This is a genomic window from Desulfatiglans anilini DSM 4660, from assembly GCF_000422285.1.
In the GTDB taxonomy this organism is placed as follows: domain Bacteria; phylum Desulfobacterota; class DSM-4660; order Desulfatiglandales; family Desulfatiglandaceae; genus Desulfatiglans; species Desulfatiglans anilini.
The window spans coordinates 42,346-59,495 of sequence record NZ_AULM01000005.1 but is presented as its reverse complement, the minus strand read 5'-3'; the positions used below and the strand labels follow the sequence as shown (position 1 = coordinate 59,495).

18 protein-coding genes and 1 riboswitch are annotated in these 17,150 nt (G+C 61.2%); of the genes, 6 read left to right on the top strand and 12 right to left on the bottom strand.

Translation table 11 applies throughout. The features are described from left to right. Positions 1 to 33: 33 nt before the first annotated feature. The 12 genes from panC to H567_RS23510 form a co-directional block, all read right to left on the bottom strand. A complete protein-coding gene (panC, locus tag H567_RS0106955) occupies positions 34 to 885 on the bottom strand; it encodes a pantoate--beta-alanine ligase (protein ID WP_028320849.1) in 852 nt (283 codons plus the stop codon). Positions 886 to 1,251: 366 nt separating this feature from the next. Beyond that, on the bottom strand, positions 1,252 to 2,097 hold the full coding sequence (rsmA, locus tag H567_RS0106950) for a 16S rRNA (adenine(1518)-N(6)/adenine(1519)-N(6))-dimethyltransferase RsmA (protein WP_028320848.1): 846 nt from the start codon (positions 2,095 to 2,097) through the stop codon (positions 1,252 to 1,254). After that, a complete protein-coding gene (locus H567_RS27020; RefSeq protein ID WP_051184569.1) occupies positions 2,094 to 2,612 on the bottom strand; it encodes a DUF2062 domain-containing protein in 519 nt (172 codons plus the stop codon). Before H567_RS27020 ends, rsmA begins: the two co-directional genes overlap by 4 nt. Before the next feature lie 15 nt (positions 2,613 to 2,627). Next, complete coding sequence (gene tsaD / locus H567_RS0106940; RefSeq protein ID WP_028320847.1) at positions 2,628 to 3,677, bottom strand: tRNA (adenosine(37)-N6)-threonylcarbamoyltransferase complex transferase subunit TsaD; 1,050 nt, start codon at positions 3,675 to 3,677, stop codon at positions 2,628 to 2,630. Continuing rightward, entirely contained in the window at positions 3,671 to 4,609 is a 939-nt protein-coding gene (locus tag H567_RS29290; protein ID WP_084516984.1) for a ComEA family DNA-binding protein, read from the bottom strand. The genes tsaD and H567_RS29290 overlap by 7 nt, the downstream gene beginning before the upstream one ends. Continuing rightward, positions 4,581 to 5,798, bottom strand: a complete 1,218-nt coding sequence (locus H567_RS0106930) for an aspartate kinase (RefSeq protein ID WP_028320846.1) — start codon at positions 5,796 to 5,798, stop codon at positions 4,581 to 4,583. Before H567_RS0106930 ends, H567_RS29290 begins: the two co-directional genes overlap by 29 nt. A gap of 9 nt (positions 5,799 to 5,807) precedes the next feature. Then, positions 5,808 to 6,290, bottom strand: coding sequence for a tRNA (adenosine(37)-N6)-threonylcarbamoyltransferase complex ATPase subunit type 1 TsaE (gene tsaE / locus H567_RS0106925; protein ID WP_051184567.1), 483 nt, complete (start codon positions 6,288 to 6,290; stop codon positions 5,808 to 5,810). Continuing rightward, positions 6,287 to 7,204 carry a holo-ACP synthase gene (acpS, locus tag H567_RS29570; protein ID WP_084516982.1) on the bottom strand — a complete coding sequence of 306 codons (918 nt, stop codon included), beginning with the start codon at positions 7,202 to 7,204 and terminating at the stop codon, positions 6,287 to 6,289. The genes tsaE and acpS overlap by 4 nt, the downstream gene beginning before the upstream one ends. A 16-nt stretch (positions 7,205 to 7,220) precedes the next feature. Then, entirely contained in the window at positions 7,221 to 7,940 is a 720-nt protein-coding gene (locus H567_RS0106915) for a pyridoxine 5'-phosphate synthase (protein ID WP_028320843.1), read from the bottom strand. Beyond that, a complete protein-coding gene (gene ybeY / locus H567_RS23520; protein WP_035253624.1) occupies positions 7,940 to 8,293 on the bottom strand; it encodes an rRNA maturation RNase YbeY in 354 nt (117 codons plus the stop codon). The genes H567_RS0106915 and ybeY overlap by 1 nt, the downstream gene beginning before the upstream one ends. After that, positions 8,283 to 10,865 carry an HD family phosphohydrolase gene (locus H567_RS23515; protein WP_051184566.1) on the bottom strand — a complete coding sequence of 861 codons (2,583 nt, stop codon included), beginning with the start codon at positions 10,863 to 10,865 and terminating at the stop codon, positions 8,283 to 8,285. The genes ybeY and H567_RS23515 overlap by 11 nt, the downstream gene beginning before the upstream one ends. Beyond that, complete coding sequence (locus H567_RS23510; RefSeq protein ID WP_051184565.1) at positions 10,862 to 11,890, bottom strand: PhoH family protein; 1,029 nt, start codon at positions 11,888 to 11,890, stop codon at positions 10,862 to 10,864. The genes H567_RS23515 and H567_RS23510 overlap by 4 nt, the downstream gene beginning before the upstream one ends. Positions 11,891 to 12,346: 456 nt before the next feature. Beyond that, positions 12,347 to 12,421, top strand: a riboswitch (cyclic di-GMP riboswitch). Between the two features lie 486 nt (positions 12,422 to 12,907). On the opposite strand from H567_RS23510, the gene H567_RS27780 reads away from it, so the two are divergent. From H567_RS27780 to H567_RS0106870, 6 genes are all read left to right on the top strand, one after another. Beyond that, the gene (locus H567_RS27780; RefSeq protein ID WP_084516978.1) at positions 12,908 to 13,078 is read left to right on the top strand and encodes a Flp family type IVb pilin; all 171 of its coding nucleotides are present in this window, start codon (positions 12,908 to 12,910) and stop codon (positions 13,076 to 13,078) included. Between the two features lie 129 nt (positions 13,079 to 13,207). Next, on the top strand, positions 13,208 to 13,768 hold the full coding sequence (locus H567_RS0106890; protein ID WP_035253623.1) for an A24 family peptidase: 561 nt from the start codon (positions 13,208 to 13,210) through the stop codon (positions 13,766 to 13,768). Between the two features lie 84 nt (positions 13,769 to 13,852). Next, positions 13,853 to 14,719 (top strand): Flp pilus assembly protein CpaB, encoded by an 867-nt coding sequence (cpaB, locus tag H567_RS0106885; protein ID WP_028320841.1) that lies wholly within the window; start codon positions 13,853 to 13,855, stop codon positions 14,717 to 14,719. 9 nt (positions 14,720 to 14,728) lie between these two features. After that, the gene (locus tag H567_RS23505; protein WP_051184564.1) at positions 14,729 to 16,183 is read left to right on the top strand and encodes a type II and III secretion system protein family protein; all 1,455 of its coding nucleotides are present in this window, start codon (positions 14,729 to 14,731) and stop codon (positions 16,181 to 16,183) included. A gap of 55 nt (positions 16,184 to 16,238) precedes the next feature. Beyond that, complete coding sequence (locus H567_RS23500; protein WP_035253621.1) at positions 16,239 to 16,586, top strand: hypothetical protein; 348 nt, start codon at positions 16,239 to 16,241, stop codon at positions 16,584 to 16,586. 122 nt (positions 16,587 to 16,708) lie between these two features. Further along, the gene (locus H567_RS0106870) at positions 16,709 to 17,137 is read left to right on the top strand and encodes a TadE/TadG family type IV pilus assembly protein (protein ID WP_051184563.1); all 429 of its coding nucleotides are present in this window, start codon (positions 16,709 to 16,711) and stop codon (positions 17,135 to 17,137) included. Positions 17,138 to 17,150: the final 13 nt, after the last annotated feature.

The window sequence follows — 17,150 nt, the reverse complement described above, 5'->3', positions numbered from 1 at the left end:
ATTGGGTTGGCGGCCTTGTCGCCGCATCCGGGCTCAGGCCCGGACCTCCAACACGGCATTGTCGATCAGCCGGGTGCTGCCTACGAATACCGCGAGCGCCATCAAGGCGTCCCGCTGGAGCACGGCCACCTCTTCCAGGGTCTCGGGGTCCGCCAGGCTGATGTAGTCGATCCGGGTAAACGGCTGGCCGGAGATCAGCGCCTCCACCGTCCGCCGGATGGCGGCGGCATCCCGCTCACCCGCGCGCACCAGGTCCTGCGCCAGCTCGAGCCCCTTTTTGAGGCACCGGGCGACGATCCGCTCCTCGGCGCCGAGGTATTTGTTTCGCGAACTCATGGCGAGCCCGTCCGCCTCCCGGACGATCGGCACGCCCACGATCTCGATGCCCATATCGAGGTCCGCCGTCATGCGGCTGATCACCGTCAGCTGCTGAAAATCCTTCTGGCCGAAGACGGCGATGTGCGGCCGGGTGATATGGAAGAGCTTCGTGACCACCGTCGCCACGCCGTCGAAGTGGGTCGGCCTCGAAAGCCCGCACAGGTGCTGGGTCACTTCCAGGACCTGCACCCGTGTCTGAAAGCCGGCGGGATACATCTCCTGCGCCGTCGGCAGGAAGACGACATCCACCCCGACCGACTCGGCCTTCGCGAGATCGCCTTCCCGGTCGCGCGGATAGCGTTCGAAATCCTCGTTCGGCCCGAACTGCGAAGGGTTCACGAAGATGCTGACAACCGCATGGGTCGCGAGTTTTTTTGCAACGCGCATCAGTTCGAGGTGCCCCTCGTGCAGGAACCCCATCGTGGGCACGAGGCCGATGGTGTACCCCGCCATCCGCAGGGCCTCGGCCTTCTCCTGCATCTCCTGGACCGATTCGATGATCTCCATACAGGGACCCCTTTCACCGCCTCCCGGCGGTCAGAGCCCTCCGGGATGGAAGTTTTCAACAGGTCATCGGACGAAAACCATCCAGGTAGTATTCATCCGGGGGTGATTTCGCGGTAGAACCCCGTTTCCAATCCGGAAATGAGGATTTTTCTTCACACGCTGCACGTGCTCAGTCCCACCCCTGCGGGGCGGGTCCCGGTTTCTTCACACCTTTCGGGTGCTCAGTCCCCCCGGTACGCGGCGGGTCCCGGTCTGGCCAATATCAAGGAAATCAAGGGTTTGTGCGGCGGAGACCTGGTGGGCGCCGCACAAGCAAACGTGCAGGTTGACGCCGAGATGGGCCAAAAAGACCATTTCCGGATGGATCTAGGTATCACCCGTGTTGCTATTTGTCAACGCCAGGGCATCGCCCAAGCACAGAAAGTCCTCCATGCCGAGGGTTTCGGCCCGCCTGCGGGCGTCGATGCCGCACCGCTCGAACGCCGCCTCGAGCGCCTCTCCGGGCCAAGGGTCCGGCATGCGGAGGAGGGCGTTCATCAGGGTCTTGCGACGGTGGCCGAAGGCCCCCTTCACGACCCGCCGGAAGACGGCCTCGTCACGGGCCCGCCTCGGATAAGCAGCCTCGAAATCGAACCGGACCACCGTCGAATCGACCTTCGGCCGCGGCCGGAACGCCTCCCGCGATACCTCCATGACGTGCGTGACGCTGGTCGCGTACCGGACAAGGACCGTCATGGCGCCATAGGTCTTCCCGCCGGGGGCGGCGGTCAGCCTGGCGGCCATCTCCTGCTGCAGCATCAGGATCGCGCGGCTGAAAAGGCCCCGGTTCCGGAGCAGCGTTTCGATCAACGGTGAAGAGATGTTGTACGGGATATTGCCCAACACCACGAATCGGGGGCCCCGGCCGGCGTCGAGTTCCCCGAAATCCCACCGGAGGATATCCGCCTGCACCAGCCTGACATGCCTCAGCCCCCAGGCGCCGAGTTTCCCCCCGAGGTAGCCCACCAGCCATGGATCCTTCTCGACCGCCACCACGCGCTCGGCCGATCGCGCCAGCAGCCGTGTCAGCGCCCCCCGCCCCGGCCCGATCTCGAGGACGGGTTCACCGGGCTGAAGCGCCGCTGCCGCGACGATCCGGTTCACGACTCCTTCGTGGATCAGGAAGTTTTGTCCGAGGCTCTTGCGTGCCCTGAAATCCCCTTCAGCCCTCATGTGCTCCTTCTGCGCGCGGCCCGCTTCTCACGCCGGCGCCGCCGCACCTCTTGGAAAAAACCGAAGAGCCGCACGGAAATCACGTACGCGGGCAAGGCGAACACCGTCCCGATCATGACCCCCCCAAGGAGAAAGGCCGCCACCGTTTCTCCGCCCGCGCCGAGGATCTGCATGGCGATGTCCATCGGCTCCTCGCCCCTCTGGATCATCCCCAGGATGGAACGAAACACCCCGTTGCCGTTCGGGATGCCGAGCACGAAGGCCCCCAGCTTGTGGCTGTAAAGGTAGAGTAACCACCAGTTCAGGGGGTTGCTCACCCACGTCCCGAGAAGCGCGGTGATCTTGCTCGCGCGCAGCGGGATGGCCAGCGCAATCGCCAGTGCCGTTTGAAAAGGCAGGATCGGCATGCAGCCGGCAAAGACGCCGACGGTCAGGCCGAGCGCCAGTTCGTGCGGAGTTCCGCGCAGGCGGGTGACGCGCCAATACCAGTAGCGGATTCGCCGGCTGAGCTTCACCTCACACCCAACTCCTTACCCCTGCAGTTCACCACGCCGCCCCCCCGGAAGGTCATCCATCGGAAACTTGGAGCGCGCATCCACGTCGAGACCCGCCGTTTCACCCTTCAGGAAACGGTGGTACCCGGTCAGGGCGATCATCGCCCCATTGTCTGTACAATAGGCCGGACGGGGATAAAAGACCGAGATTCCTCTCTCCTGTGCGGCAGCGCTCATGCGCCCCCGCAGACGGCCGTTGCAGGCGACGCCCCCCGCGACCGCCGCGGCTGAGACACCCATTCTTTCGACGGCCGCCAATGTCTTCTGGACGAGGACGTCCACCACCGCCTCCTGGAAAGCGGCGGCCATGTCCGCCAGGGAGCAGGCCCGCTCCGCCTCGGGCGCCTCGGCCCAACTCCGGTGCTGAAGCAGGACGGCCGTCTTGAGGCCGCTGAAGCTGAAATCCAGCGACTCTTTCCCCATCCAGGCCCTCGGAAAACGGATCGCCCCCGCATCTCCGCTCCGGGCGAGGGCCTCGATCACCCGCCCGCCGGGGTACCCGAGCCCGAAGATCTTGGCCACCTTGTCGAAGGCCTCCCCGGCCGCGTCGTCCACCGTCTGCCCCAAGAGCGTATAATCCCCGTAGCCCCGCACGTGGTAGAGCTGCGTGTGCCCGCCCGAGACCGTCAGTGCCGCATAGGGAAAGGGCGGCGTCTCGGGCTCCAGGAAGATCGAAAGCAGATGGGCCTCGAGGTGGTTGACCGCGATGAGGGGTATCTCGAGCGAAAAAGCCAGCGCCTTGGCATAGTAGAGCCCGACCAGCAGGCTTCCGACAAGCCCCGGCCCCTGCGTTACGGCGATCGCATCGAGATCCCTGAAGTCCGCCTCCCCGGCCTTCAGGGCCTCTTCGACCACGGGGATCAGGTTCCTCAAGTGCTCCCGCGAGGCCAGCTCCGGGACGACGCCGCCGTGCCGGTGATGCAGCGCGATCTGCGAGTGCACCACGTTGGCGAGCACTTCGCGCCCGTCCCGCAGCAGGCCGGCGGAGGTGTCATCACACGATGTATCGATGCCCAGAATCAGCAAAACGTCCTCTTCCGCATTGCGGCCGCCTCTGATCGAACCCAGCCGGGCCGGATGCCTTTTCCTCTGAAACCATCCGCCGGCGGCATTTCCGGCAGGGCCTGTCGACGCGGCAGAATCGACCGGTTCAATGGACCTTTGCACATTTGAACAGAGGAGACGCGATCCAGCCGAGCCGCTCCACGTCCAGCCTTCGAATCTGCACGTGGATAAAGCTCGGCCTGTTCAGCGTGCAGCCGGATTTCGACCGGCGCGTGCCGCCCCCTCCCGCAATGATAGAGCCCGGGATCACTCGGCGGGCACACCGCCGCCGGATCGAAGCGGCTCGATCGGTGCAGTGGGCCCCGAGCCAAAGGACGGGAATCCTCGAGGGTCAGATAGGGCCGGATTCTCGACCATGTCACCGGCCCGATCCCTTCGACCAGCATCAGCTCCTCGAGCGACTTGAACCCGCCGCGCCGTTCCCTTTCCGCCACAATCCGCCCGGCCAGCCTGGGGCCGATTCCCGGCAGGACCGTCAACCCTTCCAGGTCCACCCGGTTCAGTTCGATGGGGATCCGGAGAGTCCATTTGAAAAACGCGGACATCCCCTGAGGCATGACCACAGCCGCTGGGCCCCCTTCCCAGAACTCCACCCGATCTCCGGAGCGTAGGAGCCTCTCCCCACCGGCCCGGGCAGAACCCGCTCTTCCCTCCGTTGCGAGCCTGGCCGTCAACTCCGAGAGCCGCGGCTCCCGCTCGAAGGCGAAGACCGACGCTTCGCCCCCCGCCTGCACGACCTCAACAAAAACCGCCTCACCCCTGAAAATGGGGGGTGAAGCGGAATCCAACAACGCCGCCAGGGCCTGGGGAATCAAAAGCAGCAGTAGGAGCAGCAGACCGCCGCGCACCAGACGGTGGTCGTCTCTAGGGATTCTCGAGACCAAACGCCTCATGCAGGACACGCACCGCCAGCTCCGTGTACTTCTCCTCGATCACACACGAGACCTTGATCTCGGAGGTGCTGATCATGATGATATTGATGTTTTCCGCCGCCAGGGTCTCGAACATCTTCTTGGCGACGCCCGCGTGGCTCCGCATCCCGACGCCGATGATGGACACCTTGGCGATGTTCTCGTCGCCGAGAACCTTCTCGGCGCCGATCTTCTCCGCCACCTGGCTCACGAGCTTCATGGTCTTCATGAAGTCCGGCTTCGGCACCGTGAAGGTCAGATCCGTGTAGCCGTCCTCGCTTGTGTTCTGGACGATCATATCGACCACGATCCCCGCCTTAAAAACGGAGTCGAAGATCTGCGACGCGATCCCGGGGTGGTCCGGCACGCGCCGGATCGTCACACGGGCCTCGTTCTTGTTGTAGGCGATGCTCGAAACCGCCACCTTCTCCATGTCCTTCGTTTCACCGATCACCATCGTACCCCTTTCGTTGCTGAACGTGGACCTCACATGGATGGGCACGTTGAATTTTTTGGCAAACTCCACCGAACGTATCTCCAGCACCTTGGCCCCGAGGCTCGCCATCTCGAGCATCTCTTCGTACGAGATCGAGTCCATCTTCCGCGCCTGGGGGCAGACGTGCGGATCAGTGGTGTACACCCCTTCCACATCGGTGAAGATCTCGCAGACATCGGCATTGAGCGCCGCCGCCAGTGCCACCGCCGTCGTGTCGGATCCGCCGCGCCCGAGCGTGGTGATGTTTCCTGCTTCGTCCAACCCCTGAAAGCCCGCCACGGTCACGATCCGGTTCGCCGAAAGCTCGTGCGTGATCCGCTCGTGGTCGATCTCATGGATCCGCGCCTTACCGTAAAGGTCGCTCGTGTGGATGGCCACCTGGAATCCCAGCAGGGAACAGGCATCGTAGCCCATGTCCTTCACCGCCATCGAAAAGAGCGCCACGCTCACCTGCTCGCCCGTCGCCATCAGGACGTCCAGTTCCCGCGGGTCGGGATCGGGCGTCATCTCCTTCGCCAGCTTGATCAACCCGTCCGTCTGCCCCGCCATGGCCGACAGGACCACCACCATCCGGTTCCCCTCTTTGAACGTGTCGATGACCCTCCGCGCGACGTTCCGGATCTTCTCGATGCTGCCGACCGACGTTCCTCCGAACTTCTGTACCACTAGTGCCATTCGTCAACCTCAACCCAGCAATTGATTCACGCCTTCCAATAGGATAAGGGCCCGCCCGGCGGACCCTTCCATGACGATCTCCCGGGACAGATCCCCGAGGATGCTCAGCCTCACGAGCAGATGCCCTTCAGGGAGGATCTCGGGGCACCGTTCACCCCACTCGATCGCCGTCACCCCTCCCTGATAAAGATACTCTTCCAGCCCGGCCGCGACGATCTCTTCCACACGCTCGAGCCGATAGACATCCATGTGGAAGAAGGGGCACCGGCCCTCGTACTCGTTGACGAGCGCGAACGAGGGGCTCGTGATCACCTGCCCGGCCGGGACATCCAGCCCCTGGGCCAGGCCCTTCGCAAAGCAGGTCTTCCCCACCCCGAGATCCCCGCTCAGCACCAGCACGTCCCCCGGTTCGAGCAGCCTCCCGAGCCGGCGTCCGAAGGCGATCGTATCGCGCTCCGAGGCCGCACGGTATATAACACGATCGGGGCTCACCCTACAAGCGTCCTGATGAGATCCGCCTTGCCGATGATGCCCACGATCCGCTCCCCGTCCATCACGGGGATCGTGTAGGCCTTCTTCTCGCTCATGATGGTCGCGATCTCGTCGATCGGCGTACGCTCCTCGACCGTGATCACGTCCCGGCTGTAAAGGTCCTCGACGACGCTCGCCCCGAGCCGCTTGATCTCTTCTTCCATCTTCTTCGGCCGCTCGAGGAAGATCAGCCCGTCGAGGAGCGTGAAGACCGTCGGAATGTGGAGCTTGCGGTCCTTGCGGATGAGATCGCTCTCGCAGATGATCCCGATAAGCCTCCCATCGTCGTCCACAACCGGAACACCATTGATGTGCCGCTGATACAGAATCGTGGCCAGTTCCTTGAGCGGCGTCTCCTTTTTCACCGTCACCACATCGGTGGTCATGATATCGCTGGCGATCAACATGGGTCTCCTCCCCTCTCTGCTCCCGGCGGATCCCCCGCCGAATCCCGCTCTCACGAGGTCCAAATTTCCCCCGCCCGCGGCCTCTCCGCAAGCCTTTTCCAGCACCACCATCGCGATCCCATAGGCCCCGTCATCCGACAGGCTCAAATAGGCCGAAGCGACCCCCTCCCGCCGGCAGTGCGCCGCCGACGCACCCGCCAGGCGCAGCCCTGGTTTCCCCCGGCGGTCATGGACCACCTCGATGTCCGCCCAACGCACCCCCTGGCGCATCCCGAGGCCGATCGCCTTCGAGAAGGCCTCCTTCGCCGCGAAATAGAGGGCAAAGGCCGCCGCCGGCCGCGGGCGCCGCGAACAGCGCGTCCGTTCCCCCGCGGTGAAGACCCGATGCGTGAAACGCTCCCCCCACCGTTCGAGCGCCTTCTCGATCCGCCTGATGTGGACCAGGTCGACGCCGATCCCGTAGATCATTTCTGCGCCGGTCCCGCTAAAAATTCCGGACGAGCTCGAGCATCTCGCGCACGGCCCGCTCGAAACCGACCAGCACCGCCCGCGCGACGATCGTGTGCCCGATGCTGTACTCCTCGATCAAGGGGATGCGGTGGAAGCGCTTGACGTTGATGTAGTTCAAACCGTGCCCCGCGCTCACGCGCAGACCGAGCTGTGAACTCACGTTGACGGCTGTGGCGATCGTCGCCAGCTGCCCCCGCGCCGCAGCCTCCGTAGCGGCCTCCGCGTAGGCGCCGGTGTGGATTTCGACAATGTCCCCCCCGCACTCGGCGGCGCTTTCGATCTGCCGCGTATCGGGGTCGACGAAAAAGCTCACCTGGATCCCCGCCCCGTGCATCCGTTGGACCACATCCTTGAACCGTTCCCTGCTCCCGTAGACGTCGAGTCCGCCCTCCGTCGTCAGTTCCTGGCGCTTTTCCGGGACCAGGGTCACGAGGTCGGGCTTGACTTCCCCCGCGATCCGGATCATCTCGTCGGTCGCCGCCATCTCCATGTTGAGCCGGGTCTGCACCACCTCGCGAAGGACCCTCAGATCCCGGTCCTGCAGGTGCCGGCGGTCTTCCCTCAGGTGGCAGATGATCCCCTCCGCCCCCGCGAGCTCCGCCATCACGGCGGCCGCGACCGGATCCGGCTCCCGCCCTCCGCGCGCCTGCCGCACCGTCGCCACATGATCCACATTCACTGCCAATCTCGCCATTACGCTTCCTCTCGCATGCGTGCAAGCACGCTTCGTTCTTCGCGCTCCATCGCCGACGCCTCCGCCTCCCCCCGTTCGTGGTCATAACCCAGGAGGTGAAGCAGTCCGTGGACAAGCAGCCGGTCCACGGCCTCCTCCAGGTTCTCACCCGCCGCTCGGGCCTCCCTTCGCGCCGTGTCGACCGAGATCACCACGTCCCCGAGCATCACGGTCTCGGGCTCCAAAGGGTCGCCTCCCATGGGGAAGGAGAGCACATTCGTCGGGCCGCTCCGGCTGCGATAGCGCTCGTTCAACTCCGCCATCTCGGCGTCGTCCACGAACAGCACGCTCAGTTCCTTCGCCTCAGAGCCCAAGACGCTTAAGGCTCTCTCCAGTTTCCTTCTGATCTTCCGGACGCCGAGGTCTCTGATCCGCCTCCGGAACTGTATCTGTATGTCCATTCACCGCCCACTTTCCGTCGGCCGCCCGCTCCATCGGCACCGACCGCCGCTCGGAGGCCTCGGCGCTTTGGGCCGCCTTCTCCCGCAGCCGCTGCGGCGCGGCCTTCGCGGCATCCGGATACTCGATCCGATGGTGGAAGATCCCGCTCAGGGTCTTGTTGAAGCTCTTCGCGATCTCGTGCAGATCCTTCAGCGTCAGCTCGCATTCGTCGAGCTGCCCGTCGGAAAAGGCCTTGTTGATCATCTTCTGGACCAGGCCCTGGATCCTGGCGCCTGTCGGATCCACCAGCGTCTTGGACGCCGCCTCCACGATGTCCGCCAGCATCACGAGGCCGGCCTCCTTGGTCTGCGGCCTCGGGCCCGGGTAGCGGAAGTCCTCTTCCTTCACCTGCTGCGCCTTCAGGCCCTTCTTCTCGGCCTGCTCCTTGGCCTTCTCGAAGAAGAAATGGATCAGGCTCGTCCCGTGGTGCTGCATGATGATGTCGGTGATCTCTTTGCCGAGCTTGTAGCGCCTCGCCAGATCCACCCCGTCCTTGACGTGCGAGATGAGGATGAGGGCGCTCATGGATGGCGCCAGCCGTTCGTGCCGGTTCTCGCAGCCCATCTGATTCTCGATGAAATAGAGCGGCTTGCGGGCCTTGCCGATGTCGTGGTAATACGCGGCGACCTTCGCCAGGAGCGGGTTCGCCCCGACCGCCGGCGCCGCGGCCTCGACCATGTTGCTCACGATCACGCTGTGATGATACGTGCCGGGCGCCTGCACCATCAGTTCCTTCAGGAGCGGTTGGTCCAGGTTCGACAGCTCCAGGAGCTTGATGTCGGTCGTATACCCGAAGGACATCTCGATCAACGGCAGCAGTCCGGTCGTCACGACCCCGGCCAAAACCCCGCCTACAAAGGCCGCCGCAGCCGCAATAAGGCTCTCGACCGAGTAGAAATTCCCGACGATGGCCTCGATGGCCCCTGCCATGAGCACATTGACCAGGCTCACCTTGAGACCGCTCCGGATCAAGACGCCGCGCTCCCGGCAGTGCGTGACGCCGTAGGCCCCGACGAGCGCGCTCACGAAGAAATAGATGAAAAACGCCGCCTGCCCCCCGACCGCCATCGATGCCAGCACGGCCGCCACCACGGAAAAACTCGCCGCCACCCGCATGCCCATGAAGACGGAGACCAGCATCGCGCCGCTCGCCACCGGGGCGGCGTAGAGCAGGGCCCGCGGGCTGAAGAAGTGGAACCCCCGCGCGACCTCCTGCGACACGATGTCGGCGGCGAGCAGCAGGAGAAACACCGTCAGGATGACCAGGGCGTTGAAGAGCAGGTCCCGCGTCTCGCTCGTCGGAATCTTCCGCCGTATCAGCCCTGTCATGTACATGCCCGATAGAAGCAGCATGAAGAGGAGCGCGATCGCCGGTATCCTCCCCAGCCCGCCTTCCCGGCTCAGCCGCTTGTTCTGCTCCGCCAGCTTGCGGACATGCTCCTCCGTCACCCGCTCCCCTTCGCGCACCAGCATCTCACCCTTCTTCACGACATAGTAGAAGGGCTTGACGGTCTTGCGCGCCTCGTCGACCCGCATCTCCGTCTCCCGTTTGTTGAAGGTGAGATTCGGTTTGACGACCGCGGCGGCCATATCGAGGCACAGGTTGACCAAGGCGCTCGGCAGCATCGCCTTGCGCAGCTCGTCCCGCCGCGACAGGATGGTCTGCCGCGCGCTCTCGAGGCTGTAGAAGGTCGTGAGGTCGCTGACCTCGGTCTCCTTCCCGCTCTGGATGTCGTGCAGGAGGATTCCCTTCTCGCTCTGGCTCATGAGCATCGACTTGTTGCTCACGACCCCCCTCTCAATCACCGGGCGGACGAGTTCCACCACCCACTTCTCGGCCTCTTCCGGAAACCCGGCCGCCATCAAGGTCCTGAAAACCGCCTCGTCCACGGGGAGCTCGAGGAGTTCGAAAAAGCCGTCGCGCACAGCGGCCTCGTTCAAGACCTCCGACTCCGGCTCTGCCGGCGGGGTCTTCTCCGCCTCCCCTGCAGCCGCCTCCTCTTCGGCCTTTTTCCGGGCTTCGGCCACGGCCTTCACAGCCGCTACGTATTCCCGCCCGACCCGAAACGCCTCATTCACCCGCTGGACCAGGTTCCCGCCGCTCCGGTCGAAGTCGTAGACCGACAATACCGCCTTCTCCGCCTCCTGACGGTTCTTCGCGGTCAGGAGCTCGTTTTCCACCAGGAAGTCCCGTGAGGCCTTGACATCCCGCTCCGCCACGTCCCCGACCTTGTATTCCACCGTCCTGCTGAAGCCGCTCGGGTAGATCAAGAGCGCCACCACGCAGCTGAGTCCGATCAGGATCATCCAGCGCTGCGATTCGGGGTCCTTGAAAAACCGAGGCAGCCACCTCGCCCCTGAGGGCTTCTCGCGCCGCCTGGCCGGGGGTTTGCTGCGCTGTTTCGCCGCCGCGTCTTTTCCGGTCCGCAAGTTCAGAATCTTCATGCCGCCTCCGGGCTGGGCCCATTGCCGGCCGGAGCCTTTCCGCTCTCGGTCCGCTCATAGGCGTCGATGATCTCCTGCACCAATGGGTGCCGGATCACGTCTTCGCGCGAAAACTCGATGAAACAAATTCCGCTGATCCCCTCGAGGATCCTCCGGGCCTGCACCAGGCCCGAGATCTTCCCCTCGGGAAGGTCCGTCTGGGTGACATCCCCCGTGATCACGGCCTTCGAGCTGAACCCGAGCCGCGTCAGGAACATCTTCATCTGCTCGGGGGTCGCGTTCTGGGCCTCGTCGAGGATCACAAACGAGTCGTTCAATGTCCTGCCCCGCATGAAGGCAAGCGGGGCCACCTCGATCACGCCCTGCTGCAGGAGCCGCGAGGCGCTCTCGAAATCCATCATGTCGTGCAGGGCATCGTAAAGGGGCCGGAGATAGGGGTTGACCTTCTCCGCCAGGTCACCCGGCAGAAACCCCAGGCGCTCCCCCGCCTCGACCGCAGGCCGGGCCAGCACCACCCGTTTGACCGATTTTTTCAACAGGAAGGAGATCGCCATGGCCATGGCCAGGTAGGTCTTACCGGTCCCTGCGGGGCCGATCCCGAAGACCATGTCGTAGCGCCGGATCGCATCCATGTAGGCCTTCTGGTGGATCGTCTTCGGCGTGATGAGTTTTTTGCTCGATGGGATGTAGACCTCGTCGCGGAAGACTTTCTTGATGTCCGCCTTCGGGTCCGCCCGAAGGATCCGCACCGCGTAGTCTACGTCATTCGTATAAACAGGGTAGCGCACCTTGATCAGTTCGTAGAGCTGGCGCAGCGTCGTCTCGGCAAGCTCCACCTCCCAGTCCCCGCCCTCCAGCAGGACGCTGTTCCCACGGACATGGGCCGCCACCCCGAGCTTCGTTTCCAAAAGCTGCAGGTTGCGGTTCTTCTCCCCGACCAGGCTCTGGAAGAATTCCTGTTCGGGAAAGACGATCTTCTTCCGCACCTCAGGCGGAGCAGAACTCCCGTTCGACCCTTTGGCCAACCCCTTACGCCTCCATGCCCCGCAAGAGAACGCGATGGGAATCGTATCTCGAACGGAACTCGTCCTTCCTGAAAGCCACGTGCACCCCTCGCTTTGTCTGCAAAATAAATTTATTATAATTATCATACCCCGAAAATCCACGCAAGGACTATACACAAGGCATCACCGCCCTCAAATCGGGCCGGCAATCCTCTTTTTGCCATTCTCGGCGTCAATGTCCACCTCTCGCTACGCGCCGCCTTCAGGCCGCCTCCAAGCGAGCGCTTGTTTTGGACAGACAAAATCGGGCTGACCGCAAATCAGAAAGTCGGGCCATCCACGCCTCCAGCTGTTCCCTTTGCAGGAATTTTTCTCACATTTCCTGCAGGATTCCCCCCTAAACCATTTTTTTACTTGACAATAAGGGCTGTCCTTTTATACTCTGCATAACATCTTATCTAGAAAAGTCGACTCAGCTATAGAAAAAGCCTAAGCCATCGCGAGGTGGGGACGGAAAGCCTAGGGTCTCTCCGAGACAGCCGGGTTGCCTTTAGTGAGTGTCGAGACAGGTGATGGAGTTGCTTCTTTGTATGGCCTGAACTCCGGGCTGTGCTGGTCTTCGATGGTATCCCATGCCATCCGAGCAAAGGAGTGATTGCTTACCTGATTCCTCCTCTACTTTTCCCTCCCCTATTCGCGGGAACATTCAGCCTCCACTGAGAATGAGCTCAAGTTGCTTTCTCAGGGTGCTCCTCGGTTTTTTGAAGCGCTGGCTCGTATCCTTGCTCGAGACACACCCTACAGGAGTGGCTAAAGGCATGCCTGGCATAACGAATCGATCCTGCAGCGCTTTGATGAACACCTGCCAAGGAGGCGGACTCTGCGCGAAAGTTTTGGCCACTTATTTATTGGAAGGGGGTGGATAAACCTAAAAAACAGTGACACGGAAACTCGGTTGGTCCAAGGAGGAAGGCTTTTTCGGTTCGGGTTTAATTTTTGGAGCACCACATGACTTCCAAGGGGAGAGGAGGACTGCACATGTCGAGATTATGGAGTTTCTTGAAGGATGAAGAGGGTGTGACGGCTATCGAGTACGGCTTGATCGCGGCATTGGTAGCGGTTGGTATAATTGTTGCTTTAGGAGCACTAGGTGACAGTTTAACTGGCATATTCGGCGATGTTTCCACTGCACTTGACACCGCAGGTTAGGACATTTAAAATCTGAAAGTCACCAGACCTTTGACCATATCGAGGGTCTGGTGATTTAGTGATCGCATTTTACACCTTATCCTTTTATTACAGATATAGGCATATCTATCCATTCTTTCGAAGTATCTTATGGACCACTTAGCAAATTCTCCCATAATAATTCACTTGTGTATGACTGTAATTTTGCTAATTGCTGCCATCTATGATTACCGAATTCATAAAGTGCCCAATCTCATTACATTTGGAACCATGGTTGCGGGGTTGTCTTTTCACTTTATAATTAATGGGTTAGATGGACTGCTTTTCAGCGTCGGTGGATTGGGTGCCGGAATTGGTCTGTTTCTCTTGCCCTACCTAATGGGTGTCATGGGGGCGGGTGACACCAAACTTCTGGGTGCGATCGGAGCGGTACTCGGCGCAAAGAGCGTCGTCCTGGTAACTCTGTTTACAGCTGTTTGCGGTGGGATTTACGCCGTTATTCTCCTGGCCGTCAAACGAGATTATGCCCGAAAAGCCCTTCCAAGCTATGCGACGACACTCAAAACTTTTTTTTACACCCGGCAGTTCAGCTCCGCTCAATCCCCAAGCAACGCACCGAAACCCAAGCTGTTTTACGGGATTGCGATTGCAGCGGGGACTTTTATTTTTATGCTGTCCGAAGTCACGGGCTACCGTCTGATCTCATGGTGATCACCCTCCTCCGTTTTTTTGGCAGCCCGAACGGGCTGCTGACTTCCCCGCACTTTTTTTCGACAGGTTTTTGAGAGGTCCGAGATGGGAAGGTGGAAAGCGGTCATTCCTTTTTTGCTGGCGCTGATCATTGCAGGAGTGGTGAGTCTCTACCTGTATCGCTGGCTGCGCGTTCAGGGTGCATCAACACAGGTAACTGTGGTCCAACCGACCGAGGCGGTTCCGGTTGTGGCAGCCTTGGGTGATATTCCATGGGGAACCAGGCTTAAGCCCGAGATGCTGAAGACGGTCAAATATCTGAAAGAAAGCGTGCCCAAGGGTTATTTTTCCGACCCTCAACTCCTTGAAGGCCGGGTGACCATCACCTCGTTCAAGGAACAGGAACCTGTCACGGAGTCGCGCCTCGCCCCCATCGATGTCAAGACTGGGGGAGTGGCGGCGGTTGTAACGCCCGGAAAACGGGCCGTCGCCGTCCGCGGGGATAAGGTCATGGGACTGGCCGGGTTCATCACCCCGGGCAGCCGCGTGGACGTCCTCGCTACACTCGAAGACCCCGAGAGGGACCAGGATAAGGACGTTACCAAGGTCGTGCTTCAAAACATTCCGGTCCTTGCCACCGGTTCGACGATGGTCGAAGACGCCGAAGGGAAACCCAACCCGGTGGACGTTTACACCCTGGAGGTAACGGCGGAAGAGGGGGAAAAATTGAGCCTTGCCGCCACACAGGGCGTGCTCCAATTCGCCTTGAAAAATCTGATGGACCAGGATATCGTCTTCACCCAAGGCGCCGATATCTCAGGGACTCTTGCCTCCTACACGGCCCCTCAGGCCGTATCCGAGCCGGAGCCGGCGCCGGCGGTCACCTTCGAGCGGCTGCCGCGGCAGCACACGATAGAGGTCATACGGAACGGGCAGGTGTCCACGTTGAGTATTCCCTTCACCGGCAATTGAGGAAAACCCATGACGGCTCATTTTCGCGTTCGACCGGGTTTGCCTGCCATCGCTCTTGCAGCAATCCTGCTCCCCTTCCTGACTGTACTGATAACAATCGATGGAAACGCAAGAGCGCAGGGTTCTCTGTCCGAGGCCGAAAAATTGACCCTCGTTTCCGGCCGTTCGATGATCTTCGAAACGCCCAGGCCTATCACGCGGATATCGGAGCCCGACCCGGCCGTCCTCCAATATGTGGTCGTTTCGCCCCATCAGATCTATCTGACCGGAAAATCCGCCGGGATCACGAACCTGATTATCTGGCATGACGATAAGCGCTTTACCGTGCGCGACATCGAAGTCGTCTACGACGTGTCGCGCCTCAAAGAGAAGCTGCACGAGGTTTTCCCCGAAGAAAAGGATCTGCAAGTGATCGCTACGAGCGATTCCATCACCCTTTTGGGAAGGGTTTCGAGCACCGCAAAGCTCTCCCACGCATTGTCTCTCGCCGAGGCCTTCACGCCGAAAAACGCTGACGACACCAGAGGGAAAATCATCAACCTGGTGCAAGTGGGCGGAATCCACCAGGTCATGCTGGAAGTGCGGATAGCCGAGATGAAGCGCACCATCGCCAACCGGCTGGGGATTAACATCACTGCGGTCACCAGGGGCGGCAATTTCGGGATCACGACGCTCGGAGGACTCAGCCAGGTGGTCAAGCCAACTGATGCGGTCTTGGGGGCTGGTCCACTGGGGCTGGCTTACAGCTCCGCTGTGGACGCCCTCTTCCGCTTCACGACCGGCAACGTCACCTGGACCGGCTTCATCGACGCGCTCAACCAGGACGGCCTGGTAAAGATCCTCGCCAAGCCCACCCTGATCACCCAGAGCGGGCAGACCGCCTCCTTTCTGGCTGGAGGGGAATACCCCATCCCCATTTCAGGCGGGTTCGGGGAAACCACCATCGAGTTCAAGGAATTCGGTGTGAGACTCGTCTTCACCCCCACGGTTTTGAACGAGGACAAGATCAGCATCCAGGTCGAACCGGAGGTTTCCGAACTCGACTTCAGCTTCGCCCTGCGCCTGGAAGGCTACGTCATCCCGGGTCTGAGCACTCGGAAGGCCGCCACCGTCATTGAACTTGGCGACGGCCAGAGCTTCGCCATCGCCGGCCTGCTTCAGGAAACCATCAAGGAAGATGTTCAGAAATACCCGCTTCTCGGCAACATCCCGATCCTCGGTGCACTGTTCAGGAGCAGCTCCTTTCAGAAGAGCGAGACGGAGCTCGTGATCATCGCAACGCCTCACCTCGTTAAGCCCCTCGAGCCGAAGGATGTGGTTTTGCCGGGGGAGCATTTCACAGAGCCGAGTTACAAGGAATTCTTCCTGGAAGGCTTGATCGAGGGGCGCGGAGACAAGCGCATGCCGACGATTCACGGCGAAGTGGAGGGGCCATTTGGCTACAGCCTGCCGGAATCTAACTAGAACTTTCATCCGAAAATGAAGCTCGAACACGAAGCGGTTTTCGTGAGGCGCTCCATTGGATCGCAACATCGCCAACAGCCTCGCAAGGGAGAGCGACGTGGTGACCAGACATGTGATATGGCTGCAATTGGCGGCGTTTCTTCTCAGCCTGCAGATTGGCTGCGCCTGCAAGGAGATGTTCGTCAAAAAGGAAATGCCGCTCGATGCCCGTTGGGGGCAATCCTTTGAAACCGTCAGGGACAGCCAGATCATCCATCCCGTAGAATCGGAAGAGCGTGCTCGACCGGTCGAAGCGATCGATGGCCAGACGGCCGGCAGCATCATGAACAAATATCACAAGAGTTTTGAAAAGGCGGCGCCCAGGCCGGTTTACAGCATCAGCTTCGGGTCCTCCGGCATGTAGGCCCGCATAAAGCAGGCGGGGAATTGGAACGTATTTTGGACGGGACTGCGCACGGGGAACAGGCTGCTATGAAATCATCATCCCCTATTCGCTTTCCGACAGGCATGAAGGATGTGCGTGGCGTGGCCGCCATAGAATTCGCGATCATCCTGCCTCTCCTGCTCCTCATCCTGATCGGGATCATCGAGTTCAGCATCCTCCTCTACGACAAGGCGATGATCACCAACGCCAGTCGTGAAGGCGCCCGCGCGGGGAGTCTCTACCGCGAGGAAGACCCCACTCAGGATTACATAGAGGGAATCATCGATCAGTATATCCTGGACAACCTCATTTCCCTTGGCTGCGCCGGCAGCACCGCCACCGTTGACGTCGATCCCTCCGTGGATTTGAACGGACACAAGCATATCCAGGTCACCATCCAGTACCCCTACACCTTTCTTATTTTGCCGGATTTCCTCACAGCCTTTTTCTCCGGGACCTTGGACGGCTCGATCACGCTCAGCGCCACGAGTGTCATGCGCAAAGAGAACCAGGACAGCGTTTCGAGCTGATGACTCCAGAAGC

What these genes read in the sequence shown, in the direction of transcription:
- H567_RS29290 (WP_084516984.1), bottom strand. Translation starts at nt 4,609, where the DNA reads ATGAGGCGTTTGGTCTCGAGAATCCCTAGAGACGACCACCGTCTGGTG.
- H567_RS27780 (WP_084516978.1), top strand. Translation starts at nt 12,908, where the DNA reads ATGTCGAGATTATGGAGTTTCTTGAAGGATGAAGAGGGTGTGACGGCT.
- H567_RS0106890 (WP_035253623.1), top strand. Translation starts at nt 13,208, where the DNA reads ATGGACCACTTAGCAAATTCTCCCATAATAATTCACTTGTGTATGACT.
- H567_RS0106915 (WP_028320843.1), bottom strand. Translation starts at nt 7,940, where the DNA reads ATGGCGAGATTGGCAGTGAATGTGGATCATGTGGCGACGGTGCGGCAG.
- H567_RS23505 (WP_051184564.1), top strand. Translation starts at nt 14,729, where the DNA reads ATGACGGCTCATTTTCGCGTTCGACCGGGTTTGCCTGCCATCGCTCTT.
- acpS (WP_084516982.1), bottom strand. Translation starts at nt 7,204, where the DNA reads ATGATCTACGGGATCGGCGTCGACCTGGTCCACATCAGGCGGATCGAG.
- H567_RS0106930 (WP_028320846.1), bottom strand. Translation starts at nt 5,798, where the DNA reads ATGGCACTAGTGGTACAGAAGTTCGGAGGAACGTCGGTCGGCAGCATC.
- rsmA (WP_028320848.1), bottom strand. Translation starts at nt 2,097, where the DNA reads ATGAGGGCTGAAGGGGATTTCAGGGCACGCAAGAGCCTCGGACAAAAC.
- cpaB (WP_028320841.1), top strand. Translation starts at nt 13,853, where the DNA reads ATGGGAAGGTGGAAAGCGGTCATTCCTTTTTTGCTGGCGCTGATCATT.
- H567_RS23515 (WP_051184566.1), bottom strand. Translation starts at nt 10,865, where the DNA reads ATGAAGATTCTGAACTTGCGGACCGGAAAAGACGCGGCGGCGAAACAG.
- panC (WP_028320849.1), bottom strand. Translation starts at nt 885, where the DNA reads ATGGAGATCATCGAATCGGTCCAGGAGATGCAGGAGAAGGCCGAGGCC.